Consider the following 20,429-nt stretch of genomic DNA (forward strand, 5'->3'; position numbering starts at 1 on the left):
ATGGTCGAAAAAACTCCTGAAACAACTTTCTCCGGACCAAACGACGAACCTAAATACAATAATCCGCTTATTTTATGACCAGTCATGGATAAATTACCCATATCAACCGCTGGCGGCCTAGGCTAATCTCCTAAAACCATTACAGACCACAAGCCCATAATAAAACTAAAGAAGGCGCCCTTTTTAGACGCCTTCTTTTTCGTGAAGGGATTCTTAGCGATAAAGAAAGCATAACCCTAACAAAATGCGGATAGATTGCTTACTTTTGTTGTATGCAGAATTTCGTGCAGCAGACAAAGCAGGCTTTTTTCTTTAGTCTGGGATTTTACATGCTGGCAATAGTATTGAAGCTTTTGGGTTTTCTCTATGCCGATATATTGATCAGTATAGCATTGCTTGTGTCCTTACTCTGGGTAGTTTTGACGTTGAGGGAGATCATGCTCTCGGTGAGCCTATCGACCATAGAGCGTTTCATGCTGATCATCTTTATTATCTTCGGAAATATATTGGCGGGACTGGTCTATTTTTTCTTCATAAGGAAACGGGTTTTAGGAAGCCAAGATAAATACTGAGTATGACAAAATATTTTATATTAAACATTTTATTGAATTTCGCCATTGCCTTTTTGGTGTACGGTGGAATAATGGCTTTTCAGGCAGGAAATCAGCTTTACCTCTTTATTGCAATAGCCCTGTTGGTGGTGATGATATATCTTAAGGTCGTCCTGCTGAAAGTTGTAAAAAAAGACACGTCAAGTAGAGTCGGTAGTAAGGACGGTAACAGGAAGAAGTAGGATACAATGTTCCGAAACAGTTTTCGGAACATTGTTAAGAGCGGCTGTGCGCTGCTGTAGCCCGCGTAGGCCCCCTCTGAAGAGTTCTTATTTTACAAAAGGAGGCTTCTTAACCACGGCTTTTACGGGCTGGTTACGGATACTGATAAATATTTCGCTACCGTCTTTTGCAAAAGCACTGTCTACATAGCCGAGGCCAATGGACTTCTTCAGTGTAGGCGACTGTGTTCCCGATGTCACACGGCCGATTTTGTTTCCGGTGGCATCGACAATCTCATAGTCGTGACGGGGTATACCCCGATCGACCATTTCAAACCCGACTAATTTTTGGGATACTCCTCTTTCTTTTTCTGCTTTAAGGTGATCGCTATTTACAAAATCTTTGGTGAACTTGGTTACCCATCCTAGCCCTGCGGCTAATGGAGAAGTATTATCGTCGATATCATTCCCATACAGGCAAAAGCCCATCTCGAGGCGGAGCGTATCGCGGGCTCCCAACCCGATAGGTTTAATTCCGAAAGGAGCGCCTGCTTCAAAGATGGCGTCCCACACTTTCCGGGCATCTTCATTGGCAACATAGATTTCGAAGCCACCGGCTCCGGTGTACCCTGTCGCCGATACCAGCACGTTGTCAACTCCGGCAAAAACGCCTTTTTGGAAGGTATAGTATTCCATAGCTGCCAGCTCGATATTCGTCAGCGACTGTAGGGCCTCGGCCGCTTTAGGGCCCTGAACAGCAAACAATGAAGTCTTGTCGGATATGTCTTTCATTTCTACACCATAGGTGTTGTACTTACTGATCCAATTCCAATCTTTTTCGATATTGGACGCGTTTACAACAAGGAAATACGTCTGTGCGTCAATGCGGTAGGTCAGGAAGTCGTCGACGATACCGCCAGTCTCGTTAGGAATATACGCATACTGCACTTTGCCGTCGTAAAGTTTGGAAGCGTCGTTTGACGATATTTTCTGGATCAAGTCGAGCGCTTTTTCGCCTTTCAGGATAAACTCGCCCATGTGGCTGACGTCAAATACGCCCACACCGGTGCGGACTGTCTCATGCTCGTCATTTATTCCTGAATATTGTACAGGCATGTTGAAACCTGCAAAGGGTACCATCTTTGCCCCCAAGCCAATATGGAGGTCAGTAAGCGCAGTATTTTTAATCATAGCAATTGAAATATCTTAGTTTTTCCAAAAATAGTCAAAAAAAGCGCCATTCATAGGCCAATCGCCGGATAATGTTAAATACGGATGCGGCTTAACGCGGTAGGACTAAGCGGTATATGTCTGAGAAATCAGCGTCGCCGTCCTGGTCTTCGCACAATAAGAAGGTGATGGAGGAACTGTCACTTATATAATGGGTTAACCCTTCGAATTTATGTGAGAAAGAGATTGGCTGGGTGTATTCGATCTGTAGCGTCTCCGGTAAGAGAACACCTAATACCGTTCCCTGTACGTCGCCATCTAAGTAGGTGGAGCTGCCGTCTTCTGCGGCAGCGATGAAGTAAATTTTATTATCAACAACGGTAGCGTCGGTGAATCCCAGCGGGATCCCTTTCAAGGAGGGAAGTGTAACCGGATAATACGCTTTTGGCGCAAGGTTGTTCCGCTGTAGAACAAACACGCCGTTCTTCTGCCCGGGGCCGTTTCCTCTATTGAAAAGCCAGATGTCACTGTTTAGATCTATAGCGCCTTCGATGTTAAAATCGTCTGCGGATATCGCATAGTTTTCTCTTAACGCTTGATAAACCGGGCCCATATCTATGCTGTCCACGCGATCCAGACGGAAGTCGTATATTACCAAAAGATTCCTGTTTGCCGTGGATCCAGATCCAAAGATATAAAGACAGCTGTCTATTTCGGTAATAGCTTCGAAATCGGCTTTTATTTTTTTAGGCACCTGCACATTAACGGCTCGTTCTGACAAAAGCTTTTCCTTCAGCGTCTTCGTTTCCAGCGAATAGCTGTATAGGTAGTTGCTGTTGTCGGAGATCAGGTATATATCCTGTTCGCGATAGATTAGGCCGGATGCGGCACCTATGCCTTGAATGGTAAACAGAAGCTCCAGGATAAATTCTTTCATAAGGGAATGTTTAATAAGGTTAACACGCGGACGAAGTCGGGTTGCAGCGGGGCATGTATGGCTATCCTTTCCTGAGTACGCGGGTGATGGAAAGCTAAGGTCTTGGCATGGAGCATCATCGTATCCAGCTGAAATCGATCCTTCCAGAGCTTGTTCTGTTTATTGCAACCGTGTGGACGATCGGCAATGATCGGATGAAAGATATGCGCCAGATGCTTCCGTATCTGATGCATACGTCCGGTGATAGGCGTGGCCTCGACCAGGGAATAGCGGGATGTCTGGTGTTTGCCGAAGGGAAGCGGTATTTCTGTGCGGTGTAACGTGCGGAAGTGTGTTACGGCATCCTGCAGAACGCCGTTTTCTTTGCGCAGCGGATAGTCTATCGTCCCCTCATCCTCCGTGTATCCACGGACGACTGCCCAATATGTTTTGTGGACATCCTTTCCGGCAAACAGCTGTTGGGTGAGGGAGTCCATCTCCTTGTTGAGCGTAAACAGCAGTACGCCACCCGTTTTACGGTCCAGCCGATGAGCGGGATATACGGTTTGCTGAATCTGATTTCTCAGCAGCTGCAATGCGTATTCGGACGTGTCCGAAGCAATGCTTGAGCGATGAACCAATAGGCCATGCGGCTTGTTTATGGCGATGAGGTCTGTATCTTGGTAAAGGATTTCCAACATTATCTTCCCTTGATGATCTGGACAATCTCTTCGGCTTTCTCGTCGATTTTAGGACTTAGCCAGATCTGTTTAAAAGCGCCGCCTCCGATGATGGTCTCTTGGTTTTCCCAGCGGACCTTCGTCAGTGAAAAAAGGTAAAAATTGTCGACTTTGATATGCTCGTTCAGAAACTGATCGATAAGTGTCCCGCCAAAAAGCTGAATGCCGAAGTTGATAGCGTCGCTGTTTTTTTCGGTAGGCGCCGCCTGTAAGAGGGTAAGTACCTTCGCCTTTACCGCTTCTTCATGCTGTTCTTTGGTTGGATTGGTAAAGACAGCAGCAAGCATCAGGATGATGACCGATAAGGCGAATATTCGTGTTTTGCTCATAATCACAAAAATACACAAATAACAGGTAGGGTAGGTAATCTAACTAAAACCAGTTGTATGGTACCATGGATTGCCGGAGCTAAAACAGGTTGATCACCCATTTTCCTACAATCCATACTATGTAGCATACCAATATGCAGAAGAGCAGCAAAACTAAAAATATGGCCGTTAAGATGCCTTTGGCGCTACCTTGGTGTTTATCTTCATAGTAATATTCTTTGAGGATTTTGACGTTCCGTTGGTTGGCTTTGGAAAAGAAGTCGAAGATATTGCCGAAGAGCGGAATCGACCCGACGATGGCGTCGTATATCACATTCAGGAGCATTTTTGTCGCGGCCTTTGAGCTCACGCCATTTCTGAACATCACAAGCACCAGCAAAATAGAAACGCCAAATGTTAATAATTGTCCGACGACCGGAAAAAAGTTCAGCACCGGATCGAGCCCAAAGCGGAACCGTCCGATGCTGAATTTATTGTCTAAGAGGGAAGCAACGCGTTCTACCCATCGGAAGTCGTGATCGATCTGAAGTTTGCGTTGTTCCACATGTTTGATCATGGCTGAATTATTGAAGTTCGAATACGCCGTCTATATTGCATGTCAATTTTATCGGACGTACGCTGATGTCCAATGAGGGTTCGATGCTACCCGCATCTGCTGCCATTTCCGCTCTAGCCACGCTATATGCCCGGGGTGAGGGCATGATGTCGTTCCACCCAAACGAACTGTTATCGTTGATGGCGAGCACTTTTCCTATCTTGTCGCCGGTGGCCGAAGCAATAATTTCAGCATTCGTGCGAGCGTCCTGTACAGCAGCGATCTTCAATTCCTTCTCAATCTGGCGCTTCTGTGAGTGGTCGTAACCTCCGATGGATGTGCTTTGGATACCTTTGGCATCGACCTTGTCCAACATGCTGTTTAATCCGTTTAAGTTGGATATCTTGATCCGATATTGTTTGGCTTGCAACAGCTCGGAGTTACCCTTCTTTTTGGTGTCGTAATTATAACTATAGATGTTTTGGATGGTAAAGTCTTCCTTTTTCACACCTATTTGCATAGCTGCGTCGAACAGTTGCTTTTCCAACGATTCAATGGTTATCTTTTTCTTGGTATTACCATCGACAAAATATTCCCGAAGCGATATAGAGAGATATACAATGTCCGGGGTAACTTCCCTTTCGGCGTATCCTCGTGTCGAAACCTTCCTGCTAAAGTCGAAATTGTTTGTTTGTGCCCCGGCTGTCATGACTATACCAATCGCTAAAATTAAACCTGCTATTCTTTTCATTTCTTTTGTTTTGATGTTACATATACAAAAATGCGTCCACATTGTTTGACCAAAGAACCTAATTTTCGTTTAAAAATTAATGAGAAATAAACGGACAATGAAAAATAATTTATACCTTTAAGAACAATACAAAATAATACCATAATAAAATGCAAGAAGGTGTAGTAAAATTCTTTAATGAGACCAAAGGTTTCGGTTTCATCATTCCCAACTCAGGCGAGAGCGAAATTTTTGTTCACGTTTCAGGATTAGTAGACAAGATTCGTGAGAACGACCATGTTTCTTACGAAATCGAACAGGGCCGTAAAGGTCTTAACGCGGTAAATGTAAAGCTTATCTAATTTTTAGATTTTCAAATATATTTATTGTGAAGAAGCCAGCTGTTTCAACGGCTGGCTTTTTTGTTGGAAAGGCTTTTTGCTTTCATTGATCAGGTTCGGGCGGAGGCTATTGGAAGATTTCTTCCAGTACATATAGCGAATGGACGCTGCCGAACGCTTCTGTATGTAGCTTATAAAACTCAAGTATCTTTTCCAGCAGGTATTTCCGATCTTCTTTACCCATCTTGATTTCGGCGGAATCCTCAAAGTTGGCTTTTAGCAGCTGCTGAAAAAGGGAGGTGTGAGGTTCCTGAAGTATGTGGCTATGCGAAGGCAGGGTATTGCAGAAAACGCCGTCGAGCAAGTTGAAAAAGGGGAGTGTACGGGTTGCTGCCTGGAGGGGGAGGAAACCCAGAAAACGGCTGAGCCGGACTAGAAAAACGAGATGGAAATTCGTTAGCTTTGTCGTAGTTTGATCCATCCAGATAACCGATTGCTGTATAAAATTGAATAATGCGGGGTCGGGCGACTGTTGGCGCAGCACCTTATAAAGAACTTCATTCAGAAAAATGGCGAGGGCACTTTTCGTTATATCCAACGGGATATGATGCAAAACGGGTATCTGATGTACCTCTTTTATACGTTGCAGTCCGTTGTTGGCTTTATGATAAACCACCATATCCAGCGGGTGCAGGGGTTGAAATAGATTCGCAGAAATTTTTGCCCGGCTTTTTTTTGCGCCCTGCACGAGGTATGATTGCATACCGAACGTTTCTGTGAAAATGTGGGCAACCACACTGTTCTCGGAAAAGTTTGTTGTTTTTAAAGCGACTCCCCTGGTTTTATGAAGCATACCCGCAAAGATACAAAGGACTGTCGAAGAAGCGCAAGGAAAAGCAGATGTGAATTGTGGAAAACTATTCTTCTCCTTCGGTGCGCTCTACATGCGGAAAAACAGTATTTTTGCATACCTCAGCAAAGAGTTTCCTAAATTTTTAAAATTATTCTTTTCATTGCTTGCATTTCACAGATTAAATATGGATATTTGCAAACTCTTTGTGAAAAGAGTAAAAGAGAACAGACAACATTAAAAATCAAATATCATGTCAAGAATTTGTGATTTAACAGGCAAGGCGGCATTAAAAGGAAACAACGTTTCACACTCAAACGTTAAAACTAAGCGTAAATTTTACCCGAATTTACAGACTAAGCGTTTTTACATTCCAGAAGAAGATCGTTGGATTACGTTAAAGGTATCTACATCTGCGATTAAAACGATCAACAAGAACGGTATTACAGCAGTAATTAACAAATTCATCCAAAAGGGATCTATTTAATCATTACCGCCTGTTATCAAAATATTCATGAAATCTAATCTTTCGAGATTATAATAAAGTAAAACAATGGCAAAAAAGGGAAATAGAGTACAAGTAATCTTAGAGTGTACTGAGCACAAAGAAAGTGGTCTTCCGGGCATGTCTCGCTATATCACAACAAAGAACAAAAAGAACACAACAGAGCGTTTGGAATTGAAAAAATTCAACCCTGTACTTAGAAAAGTAACTGTTCATAAAGAAATTAAATAATTAACCTTTGGAGCGCTTAGCTTCTATAAAAATATAAAACAATGGCAAAGAAAGCAGTTGCATCGTTACAAAAAGGAGGTGGTAAAGAGTTCACGAAGGTAATTCTTACTACTAAATCTGCGAAAACGGGAGCGTATACTTTCAAAGAGAGTATGGTTCACAACGATAAGGTGAAAGAAGTGGTAGCAGCAGCTACGAAATAAGCAACGCAGGAAATATTCCTTTTTTTAAAGTTTTTCTTTAAAAATGAAAAAAAGCCGTTTTGGTATTAGCCGAAAGGGCTTTTTTAGTATAGCTTACAGGTAAAAGGGCCTCGTCCGCCAGATTTTTTTATCGTATAGGCTTTCGCGAATGCAAAGCATTTTATGTAAGTTTGATCCATTTAAATCACATCCATCACACGATCATACCATGGGATTATTTGATTTTTTTAAGAAAAAGCAAGAGACGCCTGAGGCACAAGAAGCCCTCGACAAAGGGTTGGAAAAAACGAAAGAGGGTTTCCTTTCAAAGATAACCAAAGCTGTCGTTGGTAAATCGACTATTGACGACGAAGTTCTTGATAATCTGGAAGAGGTATTGGTGATGTCGGATGTAGGTGTAACGACGACGCTGAAGATCGTAGAACGTATTCAGCAACGTGTGGCACGGGATAAGTATGTTGGTACGGACGACCTCAATCGTCTGTTGAAGGAAGAAATTCAGGCGCTCTTAGCGGAAAATAATAGCAATGATTTTGAAACCTTTGAGTATGGTAGCCATAAACCATATGTCATCATGGTTGTGGGGGTAAACGGTGTAGGGAAGACGACAACGATAGGAAAGCTGGCCCATCAGCTGAAGGAAGCGGGAAACAGCGTCGTATTGGGGGCTGCGGATACTTTCCGTGCAGCAGCGGTCGACCAGATCAAGCTTTGGGGCGAGCGCGTGGGGGTGCGCGTGGTGGCGCAGGCAATGGGGTCAGACCCCGCCTCTGTAGCATATGATACGGTCAAATCAGCTGTTTCTAATGGCGACGACGTGGCGATTATCGATACGGCAGGGCGCTTGCATAACAAGGTGGGCTTGATGAACGAGCTGACGAAAATAAAAAATGTAATGCAAAAGGTAGTCCCTGGCGCTCCGCATGAAATTTTGTTGGTCCTTGACGCGTCTACAGGACAAAATGCCATTGAACAGGCTACCCAGTTTACCCAGGCGACGGACGTCAACGCGTTGGCGCTGACTAAGCTCGATGGTACCGCCAAGGGTGGGGTGGTGATCGGCATTTCAGATCAATTTAAAATTCCGGTCAAATACATCGGTGTAGGAGAGAAGATCGGCGATTTGCAATTGTTTAACAAGAAGGATTTTGTCGATTCGCTCTTTAAATGATTTTTCTAAACGAGGCAAAGAAGGACTTGGGGAAAGGGGTACAGTTGGAGACAACCGGATAGTTCATAGAGGCAATCTTGCTGCGGTATTTTTTTCCGCCTGTACAGAAGATTCAGAAAACAAATAAAATGAAAACAAAATATGCAAAGGTTGCGTCCCAGGCGGTTAAACCGAGGGTGAATGTCGTGACCTTAGGCTGCTCGAAGAACATCCATGATTCGGAAGTTCTGATGGGGCAATTAAAAGGCAACCAGATGGAAGTCGTTCACGAGGCTTCTAACGTTCAAGCAAATGATATAGTCGTTATTAATACCTGCGGCTTTATTGATAATGCCAAGCAGGAGTCCATAGATACTATTCTTCAGTATTCGGAACTCAAAGATAGAGGTAAAGTTAACAAGGTAATTGTAACAGGCTGCCTTTCGGAGCGCTATAAACCCGAATTACAGGCGGAGATTCCAAACGTTGATGCCTACTTCGGCACAAACGATCTGCCGGAGCTGTTATCTACCATCGGCGCCGACTACAGGCATGAGCTTTTAGGGGAGCGCCTGCTGACAACACCATCACACTTTTCCTATTTCAAAATAGCTGAAGGGTGTAATCGTCCATGTTCTTTTTGTGCGATTCCGCTCATGCGCGGTAAACACGTATCCAAGCCTATCGACGACTTGGTGAGAGAGGCTAAGTTTTTAGCTGCCAACGGCACCAAGGAACTTATTTTGATTGCCCAGGATTTGACTTACTATGGTCTCGATATATACGGCAAACGCAATTTGTCTGATTTGTTGCGCCATCTATCGGATGTCGACGGCATCGAATGGATACGTCTGCAATATGCTTACCCCTCTGGTTTTCCGATGGATATATTGGATGCTATGAATGAGCGCAGCAATATCTGTAACTATCTGGATATGCCGCTTCAGCATATCAGCGATAATATGCTGAAGTCTATGCGCCGGGGTACGACCAAGCAGAAGCAGATAGACCTCGTAAGCGAAATCCGCGATAAGGTTCCTGAAATTGCCCTGCGGACAACATTGATCTGCGGATATCCCGGGGAAACTGAACAAGACTTTGAAGAGATGCTGCAATGGGTAGATGAAACCAGATTCGACCGGCTGGGGTGTTTCACCTATTCGCACGAAGAGAAAACACACGCGTTTAGCCTGATCGACGACGTACCCGCCGATGTCAAGGAATCGCGCGTCGAGCGGATTATGGAAGTGCAGCAAGGCATATCTTTTGAAATCAATCAACAAAAGGTCGGTAAGACATTTAAGGTCCTTGTAGACCGGATAGATGGAGATTACTTTATTGGACGTACAGCGTACGACTCGCCCGAAGTAGACAATGAAGTTGTTCTGGATGCCCGTCAAAATTACGCACGTATCGGCGACTTCGTCGACGTTAAGATTGACCGTGCGGAGGATTTTGATTTATATGGACATATCGTGAGGTAATAGCCGCGACCAGAAAGCATAGGAAACAGACAGGCGCCGTAAAGAAATTATGGCGCCTGTCTGTTTTTTTATTAGTGGCGTTTTATGCCGCCTACGGTCGATAAAGTTATTGTCAAATAAACGACAAAATGTACAGGTATAGAGGTGCTTTTCGGAAAAATATGTAATTTGACCACTCGTTTCGACGTAAACGGGCAGCGTTTTGTGTCATACCATACGGAGCAATGTTCTGCCGCACTTAGTTAGAAGAGGTAAATGAAAGCAACATACATCGATTATAGCGATACAGGCAGTTTTTCCCATACCCTGTTAGGATACTTGGCAGACGAAGCCGCGCTGCGGCCTTTTTACGGACATCGGCCAGACTTAGCAGGTTTTAAATCGCAGCTTGATAGCAGGGCACCGTTCCCTCATAGGGACCTTCTCGTTGAACAGCTAAAACTACAGTATGGCGCCCTGCTAGCGGAATCTCCCGAAGTGCAGGCGAACATCGATCTGCTGGCAGAGGAACAGACATACACCGTAACGACGGGGCACCAGTTGAATATTTTTACGGGGCCGTTATATTTTATATTTAAAATCGTTTCGGCCATACGACTTGCTAAAGACTTGAAACAGGCCTTTCCGGCACACAACTTTGTGCCTGTGTACTGGATGGCCACGGAAGACCATGATTTTGCAGAGATTAATCATACCAAGGTTTTCGGGAAGAGAATCACATGGAATAGAGAGCCCTTAGCGGCAACAGGCAGGATGTCTACTACCGATATCGGGGACGCTGTCAAGCAGTACTGCAACACCTTCGGATTATCCGTAAACGCAGAAAAATTGAAGAAAATCGTCGAAAAGGCCTATCTCAGCGACCTATCGTTGGCCGATGCGACGAGGACAATGGTGAATGCGCTGTTTTGTGACCAAGGACTCGTAATTATAGACGCAGACAGTAAACCACTCAAACAGGTCTTTATTCCGTATATCCGGCAGGACGTCCTGGAAAGAAAGAGTGTACAGCGTATTGAAGAAACTTCGGCCCTGCTGGAGTCTCTCGGCTACAGCACACAGGTTCACGCCCGCGATATTAACTTCTTTTACCTAACCGATGAATATCGGGAACGCATTGTCCGCTTGGACGACGGCCGTTTTGAGGTCCTTCATCAACAACGTTTTTTCTCAGAGCAGGAACTGCAGGCAGAGATTGATACGCACCCGGAGCGTTTCAGTCCCAACGTCGTTATGCGCCCGCTCTATCAGGAAGTTATATTACCGAATCTCGCGTATATTGGGGGAGGCGCCGAGATTGTCTATTGGCTACAGTTGAAGGCAAATTTTGATCAGTATGGGGTTCCTTTTCCGATATTGGTGCCCCGAAATTCTGCTATGATTACCGACGATAACACGGCAGGAAAGATCTTTCGCCTCGATCTGACTTTCAAGAGTGTATTTAAACCACTTGAGGTGTTAAAAAGCGAATATGTACGTAGACATACCAAACATCGGTTAAACCTGCGCGATGAATGGATGGAGCTGAACGCAATCTTTGCAAAGATTAAATTGCGGGCGCACAAGATTGACCCGAGTCTGGGCCCAAGTACGGAAGCTGTTAAAGCCCGGCTAAAAAAAGCCATCAACAATCTGGAAAAAAAGCTGCTGAAAGCGGATAAACATAACCATGATGACGCATTGATACAGATAGAACGGGTTAAAGACAAGCTGTTTCCCGGAGGAGGGCTTCAGGAACGGACCGAGAACTTTGCCTCCTTGTATCTGAAGTATGGAGATGACCTGATTAAAGATCTGGACCGGCACTTTAATCCGTTGGACTTTAAATTTACAATACTGTATTAGTATGACGCTCGATTATAATCTGAAAGACAGCAACTTTTATAAGTATTATTCTGGAAAGGCGGGCCTTTCGGAAGCGCATTTTGAGCAACTGTCGTCTTACTTTTTCTTTAAAGAAGTCGCCCACGGCACCTTTCTGCTTAGAGCAGGAGAGGTAAGCCACCACGCTTTTTTCGTCGAATCCGGTCTGCTGCAGTCCTTTTCCCTGGACGAGAAAGGCGGAGAACATATACTGCAGTTCGCTCCGGAAAACTGGATCATTTCCGACCGGGCGAGCCAATACTTTAATAAGCCGTCAGATTATTATATTAAGGCCATAGAGCATTCCATCATCGTATTTGTGCAGCCCGAATTTATGGAGAAAGCTTCCCGGGAGAGTAAAGAGTTCGCCTGCTTTTTGGAGAACTCTTTACAGCGGAACATCTATATACAGCAAAAGCGGATTAACTCCCTGTTGGCCATGAATGCCAAAGAACGGTACCTGTCGTTCATGGAGATGTATCCGGGATTACTGCTTCGTGTCCCGCAATGGATGATCGCCTCTTATCTGGGGATTACGCCAGAAAGCCTAAGCCGGGTCCGCCGCGAGCTGCTGACGGATTCCAAAGAAGCAAAACGATGAGAGGGGCGGGAAGCAGCCCGTCTAGTAAAACACTTCAGCAATCATGCAGCGGGCACTGCCGCCCCCTGCAGTCTCGATGGTGTCAAGCGGCCCGTGGATAATTTTTCCCCAGCGGTTTAACGCTTGGTGCTGGGGTGACGTAAAGCTCTCATACGCTTGGGTACTCATCACGATATAGGGGTCGCCTGAAACGGACTTCACCTCCAAAATGTTCCCGGCAAACGCCATCATCTGCGCCTCGGAAATCTCAAATACTGCCTTTCCCGTTTTCTTTGCCCGCTGGATTAGCCGGTCCCGATGATAGCTGTTGTCAATGCTGTCGAGGCAAACGGCTACGAAACGAGTGCCGACTGACATCATCACGTTGGTGTGGTAAATAGGCTTCCGTATTCCTTCTACAGATTGGTTTGCTTCAAAGATAAAAGGTTCGTATCCGAAGTCTATGCAAAACTGGTGGGCTATCCCCGCGTCTGCGCGAGGAGAGAGCGAGCAATAGGCGATGCGGTTTACCCTATCGAGGATAAGGCTTCCTGTCCCCTCAAGGAAGCGCCCTTCCTGTTCGTAGGGCGTGTAGTCAATGACGTTGTCAAATGTAAATCCCCATCTTTTTAACTTGTCCAGCAGATTTAACGACCGCTCTCTTCTTCTATTTTCCGCAAACATAGGGTACAGTACCGCGGTGTGTTGATGGAACGATATGCCGTTGTTGGGGAACACGCTGTCCGGCGTGTCGAACTCTCCTTCGTCCTGGACGACGAGCGTATTGATGTTGTGATCTTTCAGCAACTTTACAAAACCGTCGAATTCAGCCTGTGCCCGGGAGGCTATACCGGCGCCTGTCGGATCCTCCTGAAAGAAGTTGTTGACAGCTGTTTCTTCGTTCTTCCGGAAATCGAAAGGACGCACAAGTAATAATGTGTCGGTGGTCTGGTTCATGGCATTAATCGCGATAAAGAGGTAACGTTGAACAGCGGAATAGTCCTTCTTGCTTTCCGATTTCGTGGTAAGGGACTTCCTCTACGCGGAAGCCCTGCTCCCGCAGCCATCGGTTTAACCTATCAAACCGCTTTTCCGAGACGACCACCTCTTCGGTAATGGAGAAAACATTGCTGCACATTTCGTACATTTCATCTGCCGTGATCTGAAATATATTATGCGATCCGAATAGGTCGACAAGATACTCGCAATCGTCGCTGTTCCGGAATCCGCCCGGATACAATATCGCTTTGTCCCTGCCCACTGGTTGGAAGCAGCAGTCCAGGTGTAATGCGTTGGCACGGGCGTCTGTCATCGACTTTACAAGGTCAAACTCCTTAACGGTCTTATGGGGAAATGTCTCGCGTAGAAAGTGAACGCCGTTCATATTTGTCCTGGCGGTATTGATGGCGGAATAGTCGGTACCTTTATAGGTGCCGACAAACAGATAGTCGTTCCATAAGATGACGTCTCCACCTTCGATATGCACCTCTTCCGGCGCTTCGATACGTTTTTGAGGGTCTATTTGCTGAACAACGTATTGAATGGCCTCCCACTCATCGGCCCGATCGGGCAGAATATTCGCTTTAACAAAATAGTCATCTATTACGAAGCCGATGTCCCGCGAGAAAATCTGGTTTAGATCCGGAATCAGCTGAGGACGGTAGACAGTAACGCCGTAACGCTCGAGCACTTCGCGAAAAGCCTCCATCTCGTATACCATATCCGATTCTACTGGATATGTACCGGCGATAATATGCTCTAGCGACTTTGGATCGTAAGCTTCATCGGCTCTCGGGATTGGTCCGTTTTGATTGGCGATGCCCAGAACGACCGCTCTTAACCTTCCTGTCTCATTCTTTACATGGAGCTTTATCATACAAGGTTCCTCGTTTATAATTGTCTTTAAAGATAATAATTAACCCTGTTGGAGCCTAATGTCTGTCGCGGATTTAATTCTCTTTACGTTTTAAGACGAAAACCTTGCGAATCATGAAAAAAAGTCCGTTTCTATTTTTAATTCTGTTAACACTCTCCGTGTTGTCCTGCTCGAAAAAGCAAGATGTACCTGTCGAAGGCCTCGAAGTGCAGCTAGAAGTTGTGTCGGGATGCGGTGTTGTCAAAAAGGTGAGTCTGAACAAGGCGAAAACTGTCAAAGATCTTACCGGGAACCGTTGTGAGAAGAGCTCCAAAAAGGAACATTATGAGACCGACAGCGCGAAGTACCAGCAGCTACTCGCGCATATTCAGAAACTCGACTTATTTCGTGCCGACTACAAAGATTGCTGGCGATGCGCCGACGGGGTAGACTATATGCTGGTTATTTCTACTGGAGATGGACTAAGGAATGAACTATCTATCTCGAGACAGCGCACCGAACAGGATCTCGTATCTTTTATGGCGCTGCTGGACGAATTGTAGATCTGCTGGCGTTTTTTGGCCCACATACGGCGATCGCTTGTTATTCTTAACAAATGTGTTGCGTCGTTTTAATTCGTTGATAAAATCGTATCTTTGCAGTCTCAAAAAGTATATGAAAATGTTTCTTTCTAGAGACGCCCCTGTACGGATCTAGGACGATGCAAATGAAAAAGTTAAGCGCAAAAATGAGCAACGTATTTTATCAAGAAAAATTTCAGGATCGCCACAACGGACCGAGGGCCGAAGAAGCGCAAGAAATGTTAGCCTATCTAGGCGTACAATCGGTAGATGAACTTATCGAGCAAACCGTTCCAAGACAGATCAGACTGAAGAAGCCACTGACCCTTCCCGCGGCGTTGAGTGAAACAGCCTACCTGGCGAAAGTGAAACAACTTGCTGATAAAAATAAAGTGTTCAGGTCTTACATCGGTCAAGGCTATTATGACGTTACGGTGCCCGGTGTTATTCAGCGAAACGTATTGGAAAATCCGGGATGGTATACGCAGTACACGCCTTACCAAGCCGAGATCGCGCAGGGACGTCTGCAGGCATTGTTGAACTTCCAGACGGTTGTTTCGGACCTCACAGGGCTGGAAATTGCCAATGCTTCGTTGTTGGATGAGGCAACAGCTGCGGCAGAAGCGATGTTTATGCTCTACAGCGCCCGAAAAAATAAAGATGCGCACGTATTTTTGGTGACACCGAACATCTATCCTCAGACGTTGGATGTTCTGCAGACAAGGGCGGTGCCTTTCGGTGTTGAGGTACGCGTAGCTGATATCGAGGTAGCTAATCTGGCGGACGATGTCTTTGCTGCGTTTATTCAATATCCGGCAGCGGACGGAACGGTTGCCGAATACGGCGACTTCACAGCGGCGGCTCATGATAAAAATATTACCGTGTGTGTGGCTGCAGATTTGATGTCGTTGGCGCTATTGACGCCTCCCGGTGAATGGGGGGCTGACGTGGTTGTTGGAAACTCGCAGCGATTTGGTGTTCCGATGGGCTTTGGTGGACCGCACGCCGCTTTTTTTGCGACGAAAGACGCCTATAAGCGGAATATTCCGGGACGTATTATCGGAGTAACGTCGGATGCAAACGGCAATTATGCATTGCGCATGGCGCTTCAAACCCGTGAGCAGCATATCCGTCGTGACAAAGCGTCGTCAAACATCTGTACGGCGCAGGCTCTTTTGGCGATTATGGCTTCATTTTATGCGGTATACCACGGGCCGCAGGGCATTAAAAATATAGCGAGCCGCATCAACGACCTGGCGAATCTACTTGACGGTGCTTTGAAGGCTCTTGGCTATGAGCAGACTAACGCTTCGTATTTTGACACGCTGCGTGTAGCTGTCGGAGATCAAGTAGGGGCATTGAAATCGGAAGCGCTAAATAATGAACTAAACTTTTATTACCACGAAGGTGTTGTGGGCATTTCCGTCGACGAAACAACAACATTTGAAGATATACAGACGATAGTAAAAGTATTCGCTAAAATCAAAGGGAAATCGCTTAACGATGTTAACCTACAGGATATGGCGAGAGAACTGCGGGCGACCTCAATTCCGGAAACGCTCGTCCGCCGTTCCGCGTATCTAACGCACCCGGTATTCAACAGCTATCATTCGGAGAGCGAGATGTTGCGTTATATTAAATCATTGGAATCCAAAGATTTGTCTTTATGTCACTCTATGATTCCATTGGGGTCTTGTACAATGAAGTTAAACGCAACAACAGAAATGGTGCCTTTAACCTGGGCGCATTTTGGCGGATTACATCCGTTCGCTCCGGCTGACCAGACTTCGGGTTATATGCAGCTGATCAACGAACTAAACGACTGGCTATCCGAGATTACGGGTTTTGCAAAGATGTCTTTCCAGCCGAACTCGGGTGCACAGGGGGAGTATGCGGGGCTAATGGTGATCCGTGCCTATCATGAAAGCCGCGGAGAAGGACACCGGAATATCTGTTTAATCCCAGCTTCTGCACATGGAACAAACCCAGCGTCAGCGTCTATGGCAGGCCTTAAAGTGGTTGTCGTCAAATGTGATGAATACGGAAATATTGATGTGGCTGATCTACGGGCCAGGGCGGAGGAACATGCCGCCAACCTAAACTCGCTGATGGTCACCTATCCGTCGACGCACGGTGTTTTCGAGGAGTCTATCATCGAGATATGCGAAATTATCCATGCACACGGCGGACAGGTATACATGGATGGCGCAAATATGAATGCACAGGTGGGATTGACCAGCCCCGGCTATATTGGAGCAGACGTCTGCCATTTAAATCTACACAAGACGTTTTGTATCCCGCACGGCGGCGGTGGCCCAGGTATGGGGCCAATCGGTGTTGCAGCACATTTGGTGCCGTTTCTACCGAACCACGAGGTGGTGGAGATTTCCGGCGAGCAAGGAATCTCGGCAGTATCCGCGGCCCCGTTTGGTTCCGCATCGATCTTGACGATTTCCTACGCGTATATTGCGATGATGGGGGCAGAGGGATTAACGTCGGCGACGAAGACGGCGATCTTGAACGCTAACTATATTAAAGCCCGTCTGGAAAATCATTACCCGGTGTTATATGCCGGTGCAAATGGACGCTGCGCTCATGAGATGATTCTTGATTGCCGTGGGTTTAAGAGTGTGGGCATCGAGGTGGCTGATATCGCGAAGCGCTTGATGGATTATGGGTTCCATGCACCGACCGTGTCCTTCCCTGTGGCGGGCACACTCATGGTTGAACCAACGGAGTCGGAGTCTAAAGCGGAGCTGGATCGCTTCTGCGATGCGTTAATCGCGATACGTGCCGAGATCGCTGCAGTGGAAGCAGGAGATGCCGATCAAAAAGAGAACGTTCTGAAGCATGCTCCACATACTGCTGCGATCGTGACGGGCGACGAGTGGAATAGACCGTATAGCCGCCAGACGGCAGCATATCCTCTTCCTTATTTGAAGATGAATAAATTCTGGCCGTCTGTTGGACGTGTGAACGATTCGCAAGGCGACCGTACCTTGATCTGTTCTTGTCCACCGATCGAAGAATACGCCGACGCGTAAACGACATCGCCGGATCAGAAGAATGTGAACTCCTGTCGTAATTGTACGGCAGGAGTTTTTTATGGATGGCTAGTGGGCGCGCCCCGACGTATAGGCGCAGTTGCGCAGCAGACTCGAGAGTAGTCATCTGCTGGATAGCAGCGGCCTTTACAGCATAACGGCCGCTGTTTGGTGTGCTTATTGCTTGTACGTAACAAATTCCTTATACATCGGTGTATATGCGGGTTGAATTGTATTTTTGAGAAAACGAAAGCAATGAAAAGAGAATGGTATGCATTATCCATTTCGGCATGGCTGCTGGTAGCCGTCTCGTGTGGAGGCGGAAAGTATGCCGCTACGGAAAAAGTATATAAAAAGAAGGCAAAAGAATTTGCTGCTTTATATAAAGAGACGCCGGCTACGGGACAGTTGGAGCGTATCGCAGCGCCGGAGAAAGAGTGGATTGCTTCCATTAACTTTGGTGTCCGGAAGCCTAACTATGTCATGATCCACCATACGGCACAAAACTCGTTGGATCAAACGGTTCGGACCTTTCACAACGCTAAAGCGGGGGTCAGTTCGCATTATGTAATCGGCAGGGATGGGAAGGTTGTTCAGATGGTCAATGACCTCTACAGGGGGCATCACGCCGGCTTGGGAAAGTGGGGTAACGATACAGACCTGAACTCCTCATCCATCGGTATAGAGCTTGATAATAACGGAACAACGGATCCGTGGCCAGATGCGCAGATTGATGCGTTGGTGGCCCTGCTACGTTATCTTAAAGATACCTATAAGATCCCACAGGCAAACTTCATTGGACATATGGATTATGCCCCCACGAGGAAGAACGACCCCTCACGCTTTCCTTGGAAGAAGTTGGCTGACCAAGGCTTTGGCTACTGGTACGATCAATATCTGGAAACCCCTCCTGCCGGTTTCGACCCGAAACTTGCGCTCCGTATTATCGGTTACGATGTGAAGAACCTTGATGCTGCTATTAAGGCTTTCAAGTTTCATTACGTCCAAAAGGATACTCACACAGCTACGTTGAATGAAGAAGATCTAAAGATATTATATTCTATTTTCAAAAAATACCTCTAAAGTGCGCCTCGGCCATCGTGCGTGCTAAACCGCAACGGAAAATCCATTAATGCTGTAAAAGGAAGAGCGGTCTGGGCATTCTGCGTAGTCCGCTAAACCGTCTTCACGAACTTCTCATCGTAGTTTTCGATGTCTACGATATAGCCGTTTTGTATGAGGAAGTCGAACAGGTGCCGCGCCTCTTCCGCAACCGGCATATTTTGCGTGGTGACAATTCTGTTGGTCTTTCTGTCAAGATACGGGTACGCATAAAGCTTGACGTCCTTACTAAACATGCCCGATATGTAGGATAGGAGTTCGTTTGTATAAAGATCTTTGTTGTAATTGTGCGTATTAAATATGTTTTTCAGATTGGATATGTTGGTGGCAATACCTACATGTTTTGGCTTAAATGTTTGTATGAACTCTGCCAGATGGTTGTTTCGCCGGAAGTTAGAAACCATAATGTTGTTTCCGGTCGAGCATAGGTATTCTGCCCGTTCTGCGAAATAGGCTAAATCGTCATCGGTGATCGGGCTGTCGTCATCCAGAACGTTGCCCATAAGCACCTCAATCAAAACAACCGTATCGTCGGGCGTTGCCCCTGTATTTTTTTTGAACTGATCGACGGCGAGGTTGAACAGATCAAAGTTGGGATTTGATTTTTGCCGGTATTTTGTTCGGAGGATGATGATGTTCTTCTTGTAAAGGTAGTCTTTTATCTGCGCTGCTTTTGCATCTGGGCGGAAGATAGCCGCCTTTGCAAAGCCCTTGGCAATCAAGTAGAGATTCAGCAGGCGCTCGTTTGCCTGCTCAAAAACGGGACCTGAGACTTTCACGAGGTCGATCTCTACGGAGCCGATCGACAGGTTGTCTACCAATGACTCGATCATTGTCTGGGGATCGTCTGCGTAAAAGTAGGCCGCGAATATAAGGTTGACGCCCAGAATGCCCAGTACTTTGGATTGGAGTCGGGAGTCGCTATCAAGGAGGCGAACGTGTATGACGATGTCGTTTATGGGGCCTCCTACTTCATGCTGGAAGCGGACACCGATCCATCCGTGGGGATCGTTGGTTTTTGTGAAGTTTAGTGTCGTTACCGTATCGGCAAAGGCGAAGAACTTTTTCGACTCGTATTTTTCACCATGCAAGCGTTCGGTAAGCAAGTTGAATTCATGGTGGAGCATCTTGATCAAACGTGTACGGCTAACATATCGCCCCGACTCCTCGGCCCCGTATATGGCATCGCTGAAAGCCATGTCATAGGCGGAGATGGTTTTGGCAATGGTGCCGGAGGCTGCCCCCGCTTCGAAAAAGTTGCGGGCAACTTCTTGTCCTGCGCCGATTTCTGCAAAAGTCCCGTAGATGTCTGGGTTAAGGTTAATTTTAAGTGCTTTGCGTTTGGTCTCAAAAATTTCTCTTGCCATAGTGCAAAGGTACAAAAATCGGGGGGATTATTCGGAAGCCGATCCTTTTAGAAAAATAAAA

Annotated in this window: 23 protein-coding genes; 13 read left to right on the top strand and 10 right to left on the bottom strand. The window is 46.2% G+C overall.

Annotated features, from left to right (window positions below):
• The first annotated feature begins 272 nt into the window (after positions 1–272).
• Together BC792_RS12795 and BC792_RS12800 are read left to right on the top strand one after the other, a co-directional pair.
• Complete coding sequence (locus BC792_RS12795; protein ID WP_148909414.1) at positions 273–572, top strand: hypothetical protein; 300 nt, start codon at positions 273–275, stop codon at positions 570–572.
• A 2-nt stretch (positions 573–574) separates the two neighbouring features.
• On the top strand, positions 575–793 hold the full coding sequence (locus BC792_RS12800; protein ID WP_148909415.1) for a DUF6358 family protein: 219 nt from the start codon (positions 575–577) through the stop codon (positions 791–793).
• An 87-nt stretch (positions 794–880) separates the two neighbouring features.
• On the opposite strand, the gene gcvT is transcribed toward BC792_RS12800, so the two are convergent.
• From gcvT to BC792_RS12830, 6 genes are all read right to left on the bottom strand, one after another.
• On the bottom strand, positions 881–1,960 hold the full coding sequence (gene gcvT / locus BC792_RS12805; protein WP_170250034.1) for a glycine cleavage system aminomethyltransferase GcvT: 1,080 nt from the start codon (positions 1,958–1,960) through the stop codon (positions 881–883).
• A 94-nt stretch (positions 1,961–2,054) separates the two neighbouring features.
• Positions 2,055–2,879 (bottom strand): DUF6929 family protein, encoded by an 825-nt coding sequence (locus tag BC792_RS12810; RefSeq protein ID WP_148909417.1) that lies wholly within the window; start codon positions 2,877–2,879, stop codon positions 2,055–2,057.
• Complete coding sequence (locus tag BC792_RS12815) at positions 2,876–3,559, bottom strand: pseudouridine synthase (RefSeq protein WP_148909418.1); 684 nt, start codon at positions 3,557–3,559, stop codon at positions 2,876–2,878. The genes BC792_RS12810 and BC792_RS12815 overlap by 4 nt, the downstream gene beginning before the upstream one ends.
• The gene (locus BC792_RS12820) at positions 3,559–3,927 is read right to left on the bottom strand and encodes a DUF4359 domain-containing protein (protein ID WP_148909419.1); all 369 of its coding nucleotides are present in this window, start codon (positions 3,925–3,927) and stop codon (positions 3,559–3,561) included. Before BC792_RS12820 ends, BC792_RS12815 begins: the two co-directional genes overlap by 1 nt.
• A 79-nt stretch (positions 3,928–4,006) precedes the next feature.
• Positions 4,007–4,483, bottom strand: a complete 477-nt coding sequence (locus BC792_RS12825) for a DUF4112 domain-containing protein (RefSeq protein WP_148909420.1) — start codon at positions 4,481–4,483, stop codon at positions 4,007–4,009.
• Positions 4,484–4,490: 7 nt separating this feature from the next.
• Positions 4,491–5,213: an SIMPL domain-containing protein gene (locus BC792_RS12830; RefSeq protein WP_246155051.1), complete on the bottom strand. Its 723-nt coding sequence runs from the start codon at positions 5,211–5,213 to the stop codon at positions 4,491–4,493.
• A 149-nt stretch (positions 5,214–5,362) separates the two neighbouring features.
• On the opposite strand from BC792_RS12830, the gene BC792_RS12835 reads away from it, so the two are divergent.
• Entirely contained in the window at positions 5,363–5,554 is a 192-nt protein-coding gene (locus BC792_RS12835) for a cold-shock protein (protein WP_148909422.1), read from the top strand.
• Positions 5,555–5,660: 106 nt separating this feature from the next.
• On the opposite strand, the gene recO is transcribed toward BC792_RS12835, so the two are convergent.
• On the bottom strand, positions 5,661–6,386 hold the full coding sequence (gene recO, locus BC792_RS12840; protein WP_148909423.1) for a DNA repair protein RecO: 726 nt from the start codon (positions 6,384–6,386) through the stop codon (positions 5,661–5,663).
• A 250-nt stretch (positions 6,387–6,636) separates the two neighbouring features.
• On the opposite strand from recO, the gene rpmB reads away from it, so the two are divergent.
• The 7 genes from rpmB to BC792_RS12875 all read left to right on the top strand — a co-directional run bounded on the left by rpmB (position 6,637) and on the right by BC792_RS12875 (position 12,420).
• The gene (gene rpmB, locus BC792_RS12845; RefSeq protein WP_037497627.1) at positions 6,637–6,870 is read left to right on the top strand and encodes a 50S ribosomal protein L28; all 234 of its coding nucleotides are present in this window, start codon (positions 6,637–6,639) and stop codon (positions 6,868–6,870) included.
• A gap of 66 nt (positions 6,871–6,936) precedes the next feature.
• Complete coding sequence (gene rpmG, locus BC792_RS12850) at positions 6,937–7,119, top strand: 50S ribosomal protein L33 (protein WP_002998409.1); 183 nt, start codon at positions 6,937–6,939, stop codon at positions 7,117–7,119.
• A gap of 41 nt (positions 7,120–7,160) precedes the next feature.
• Positions 7,161–7,322, top strand: a complete 162-nt coding sequence (locus BC792_RS12855; protein ID WP_148909424.1) for a DUF4295 domain-containing protein — start codon at positions 7,161–7,163, stop codon at positions 7,320–7,322.
• Positions 7,323–7,530: 208 nt separating this feature from the next.
• Positions 7,531–8,493, top strand: coding sequence for a signal recognition particle-docking protein FtsY (gene ftsY / locus BC792_RS12860; RefSeq protein ID WP_148909425.1), 963 nt, complete (start codon positions 7,531–7,533; stop codon positions 8,491–8,493).
• Between the two features lie 128 nt (positions 8,494–8,621).
• Positions 8,622–9,956, top strand: coding sequence for a 30S ribosomal protein S12 methylthiotransferase RimO (gene rimO / locus BC792_RS12865; RefSeq protein ID WP_148909426.1), 1,335 nt, complete (start codon positions 8,622–8,624; stop codon positions 9,954–9,956).
• 255 nt (positions 9,957–10,211) lie between these two features.
• The gene (bshC, locus tag BC792_RS12870) at positions 10,212–11,801 is read left to right on the top strand and encodes a bacillithiol biosynthesis cysteine-adding enzyme BshC (protein ID WP_148909427.1); all 1,590 of its coding nucleotides are present in this window, start codon (positions 10,212–10,214) and stop codon (positions 11,799–11,801) included.
• 1 nt (position 11,802) lies between these two features.
• Complete coding sequence (locus tag BC792_RS12875; RefSeq protein ID WP_148909428.1) at positions 11,803–12,420, top strand: Crp/Fnr family transcriptional regulator; 618 nt, start codon at positions 11,803–11,805, stop codon at positions 12,418–12,420.
• A gap of 21 nt (positions 12,421–12,441) precedes the next feature.
• Here BC792_RS12875 and ctlX read toward each other — a convergent pair whose 3' ends face one another.
• Together ctlX and BC792_RS12885 are read right to left on the bottom strand one after the other, a co-directional pair.
• The gene (ctlX, locus tag BC792_RS12880) at positions 12,442–13,356 is read right to left on the bottom strand and encodes a citrulline utilization hydrolase CtlX (protein ID WP_148909429.1); all 915 of its coding nucleotides are present in this window, start codon (positions 13,354–13,356) and stop codon (positions 12,442–12,444) included.
• Positions 13,357–13,360: 4 nt separating this feature from the next.
• Positions 13,361–14,275: a dimethylarginine dimethylaminohydrolase family protein gene (locus tag BC792_RS12885; RefSeq protein ID WP_148909430.1), complete on the bottom strand. Its 915-nt coding sequence runs from the start codon at positions 14,273–14,275 to the stop codon at positions 13,361–13,363.
• Between the two features lie 113 nt (positions 14,276–14,388).
• Here BC792_RS12885 and BC792_RS12890 point away from each other — a divergent pair, with 113 nt between their 5' ends.
• From BC792_RS12890 to BC792_RS12900, 3 genes are all read left to right on the top strand, one after another.
• Positions 14,389–14,817 (top strand): hypothetical protein, encoded by a 429-nt coding sequence (locus BC792_RS12890; RefSeq protein ID WP_148909431.1) that lies wholly within the window; start codon positions 14,389–14,391, stop codon positions 14,815–14,817.
• Positions 14,818–15,002: 185 nt separating this feature from the next.
• On the top strand, positions 15,003–17,879 hold the full coding sequence (gcvP, locus tag BC792_RS12895) for an aminomethyl-transferring glycine dehydrogenase (RefSeq protein WP_148909432.1): 2,877 nt from the start codon (positions 15,003–15,005) through the stop codon (positions 17,877–17,879).
• A gap of 255 nt (positions 17,880–18,134) precedes the next feature.
• A complete protein-coding gene (locus BC792_RS12900) occupies positions 18,135–18,962 on the top strand; it encodes an N-acetylmuramoyl-L-alanine amidase (RefSeq protein ID WP_148909433.1) in 828 nt (275 codons plus the stop codon).
• 92 nt (positions 18,963–19,054) lie between these two features.
• Here the strand turns inward: BC792_RS12900 and BC792_RS12905 are convergent, their stop codons facing one another.
• Entirely contained in the window at positions 19,055–20,368 is a 1,314-nt protein-coding gene (locus tag BC792_RS12905; protein ID WP_148909434.1) for a nicotinamide mononucleotide adenylyltransferase, read from the bottom strand.
• Positions 20,369–20,429: the final 61 nt, after the last annotated feature.

This window comes from Sphingobacterium allocomposti, from assembly GCF_008124885.1.
Lineage (GTDB): Bacteria > Bacteroidota > Bacteroidia > Sphingobacteriales > Sphingobacteriaceae > Sphingobacterium > Sphingobacterium allocomposti.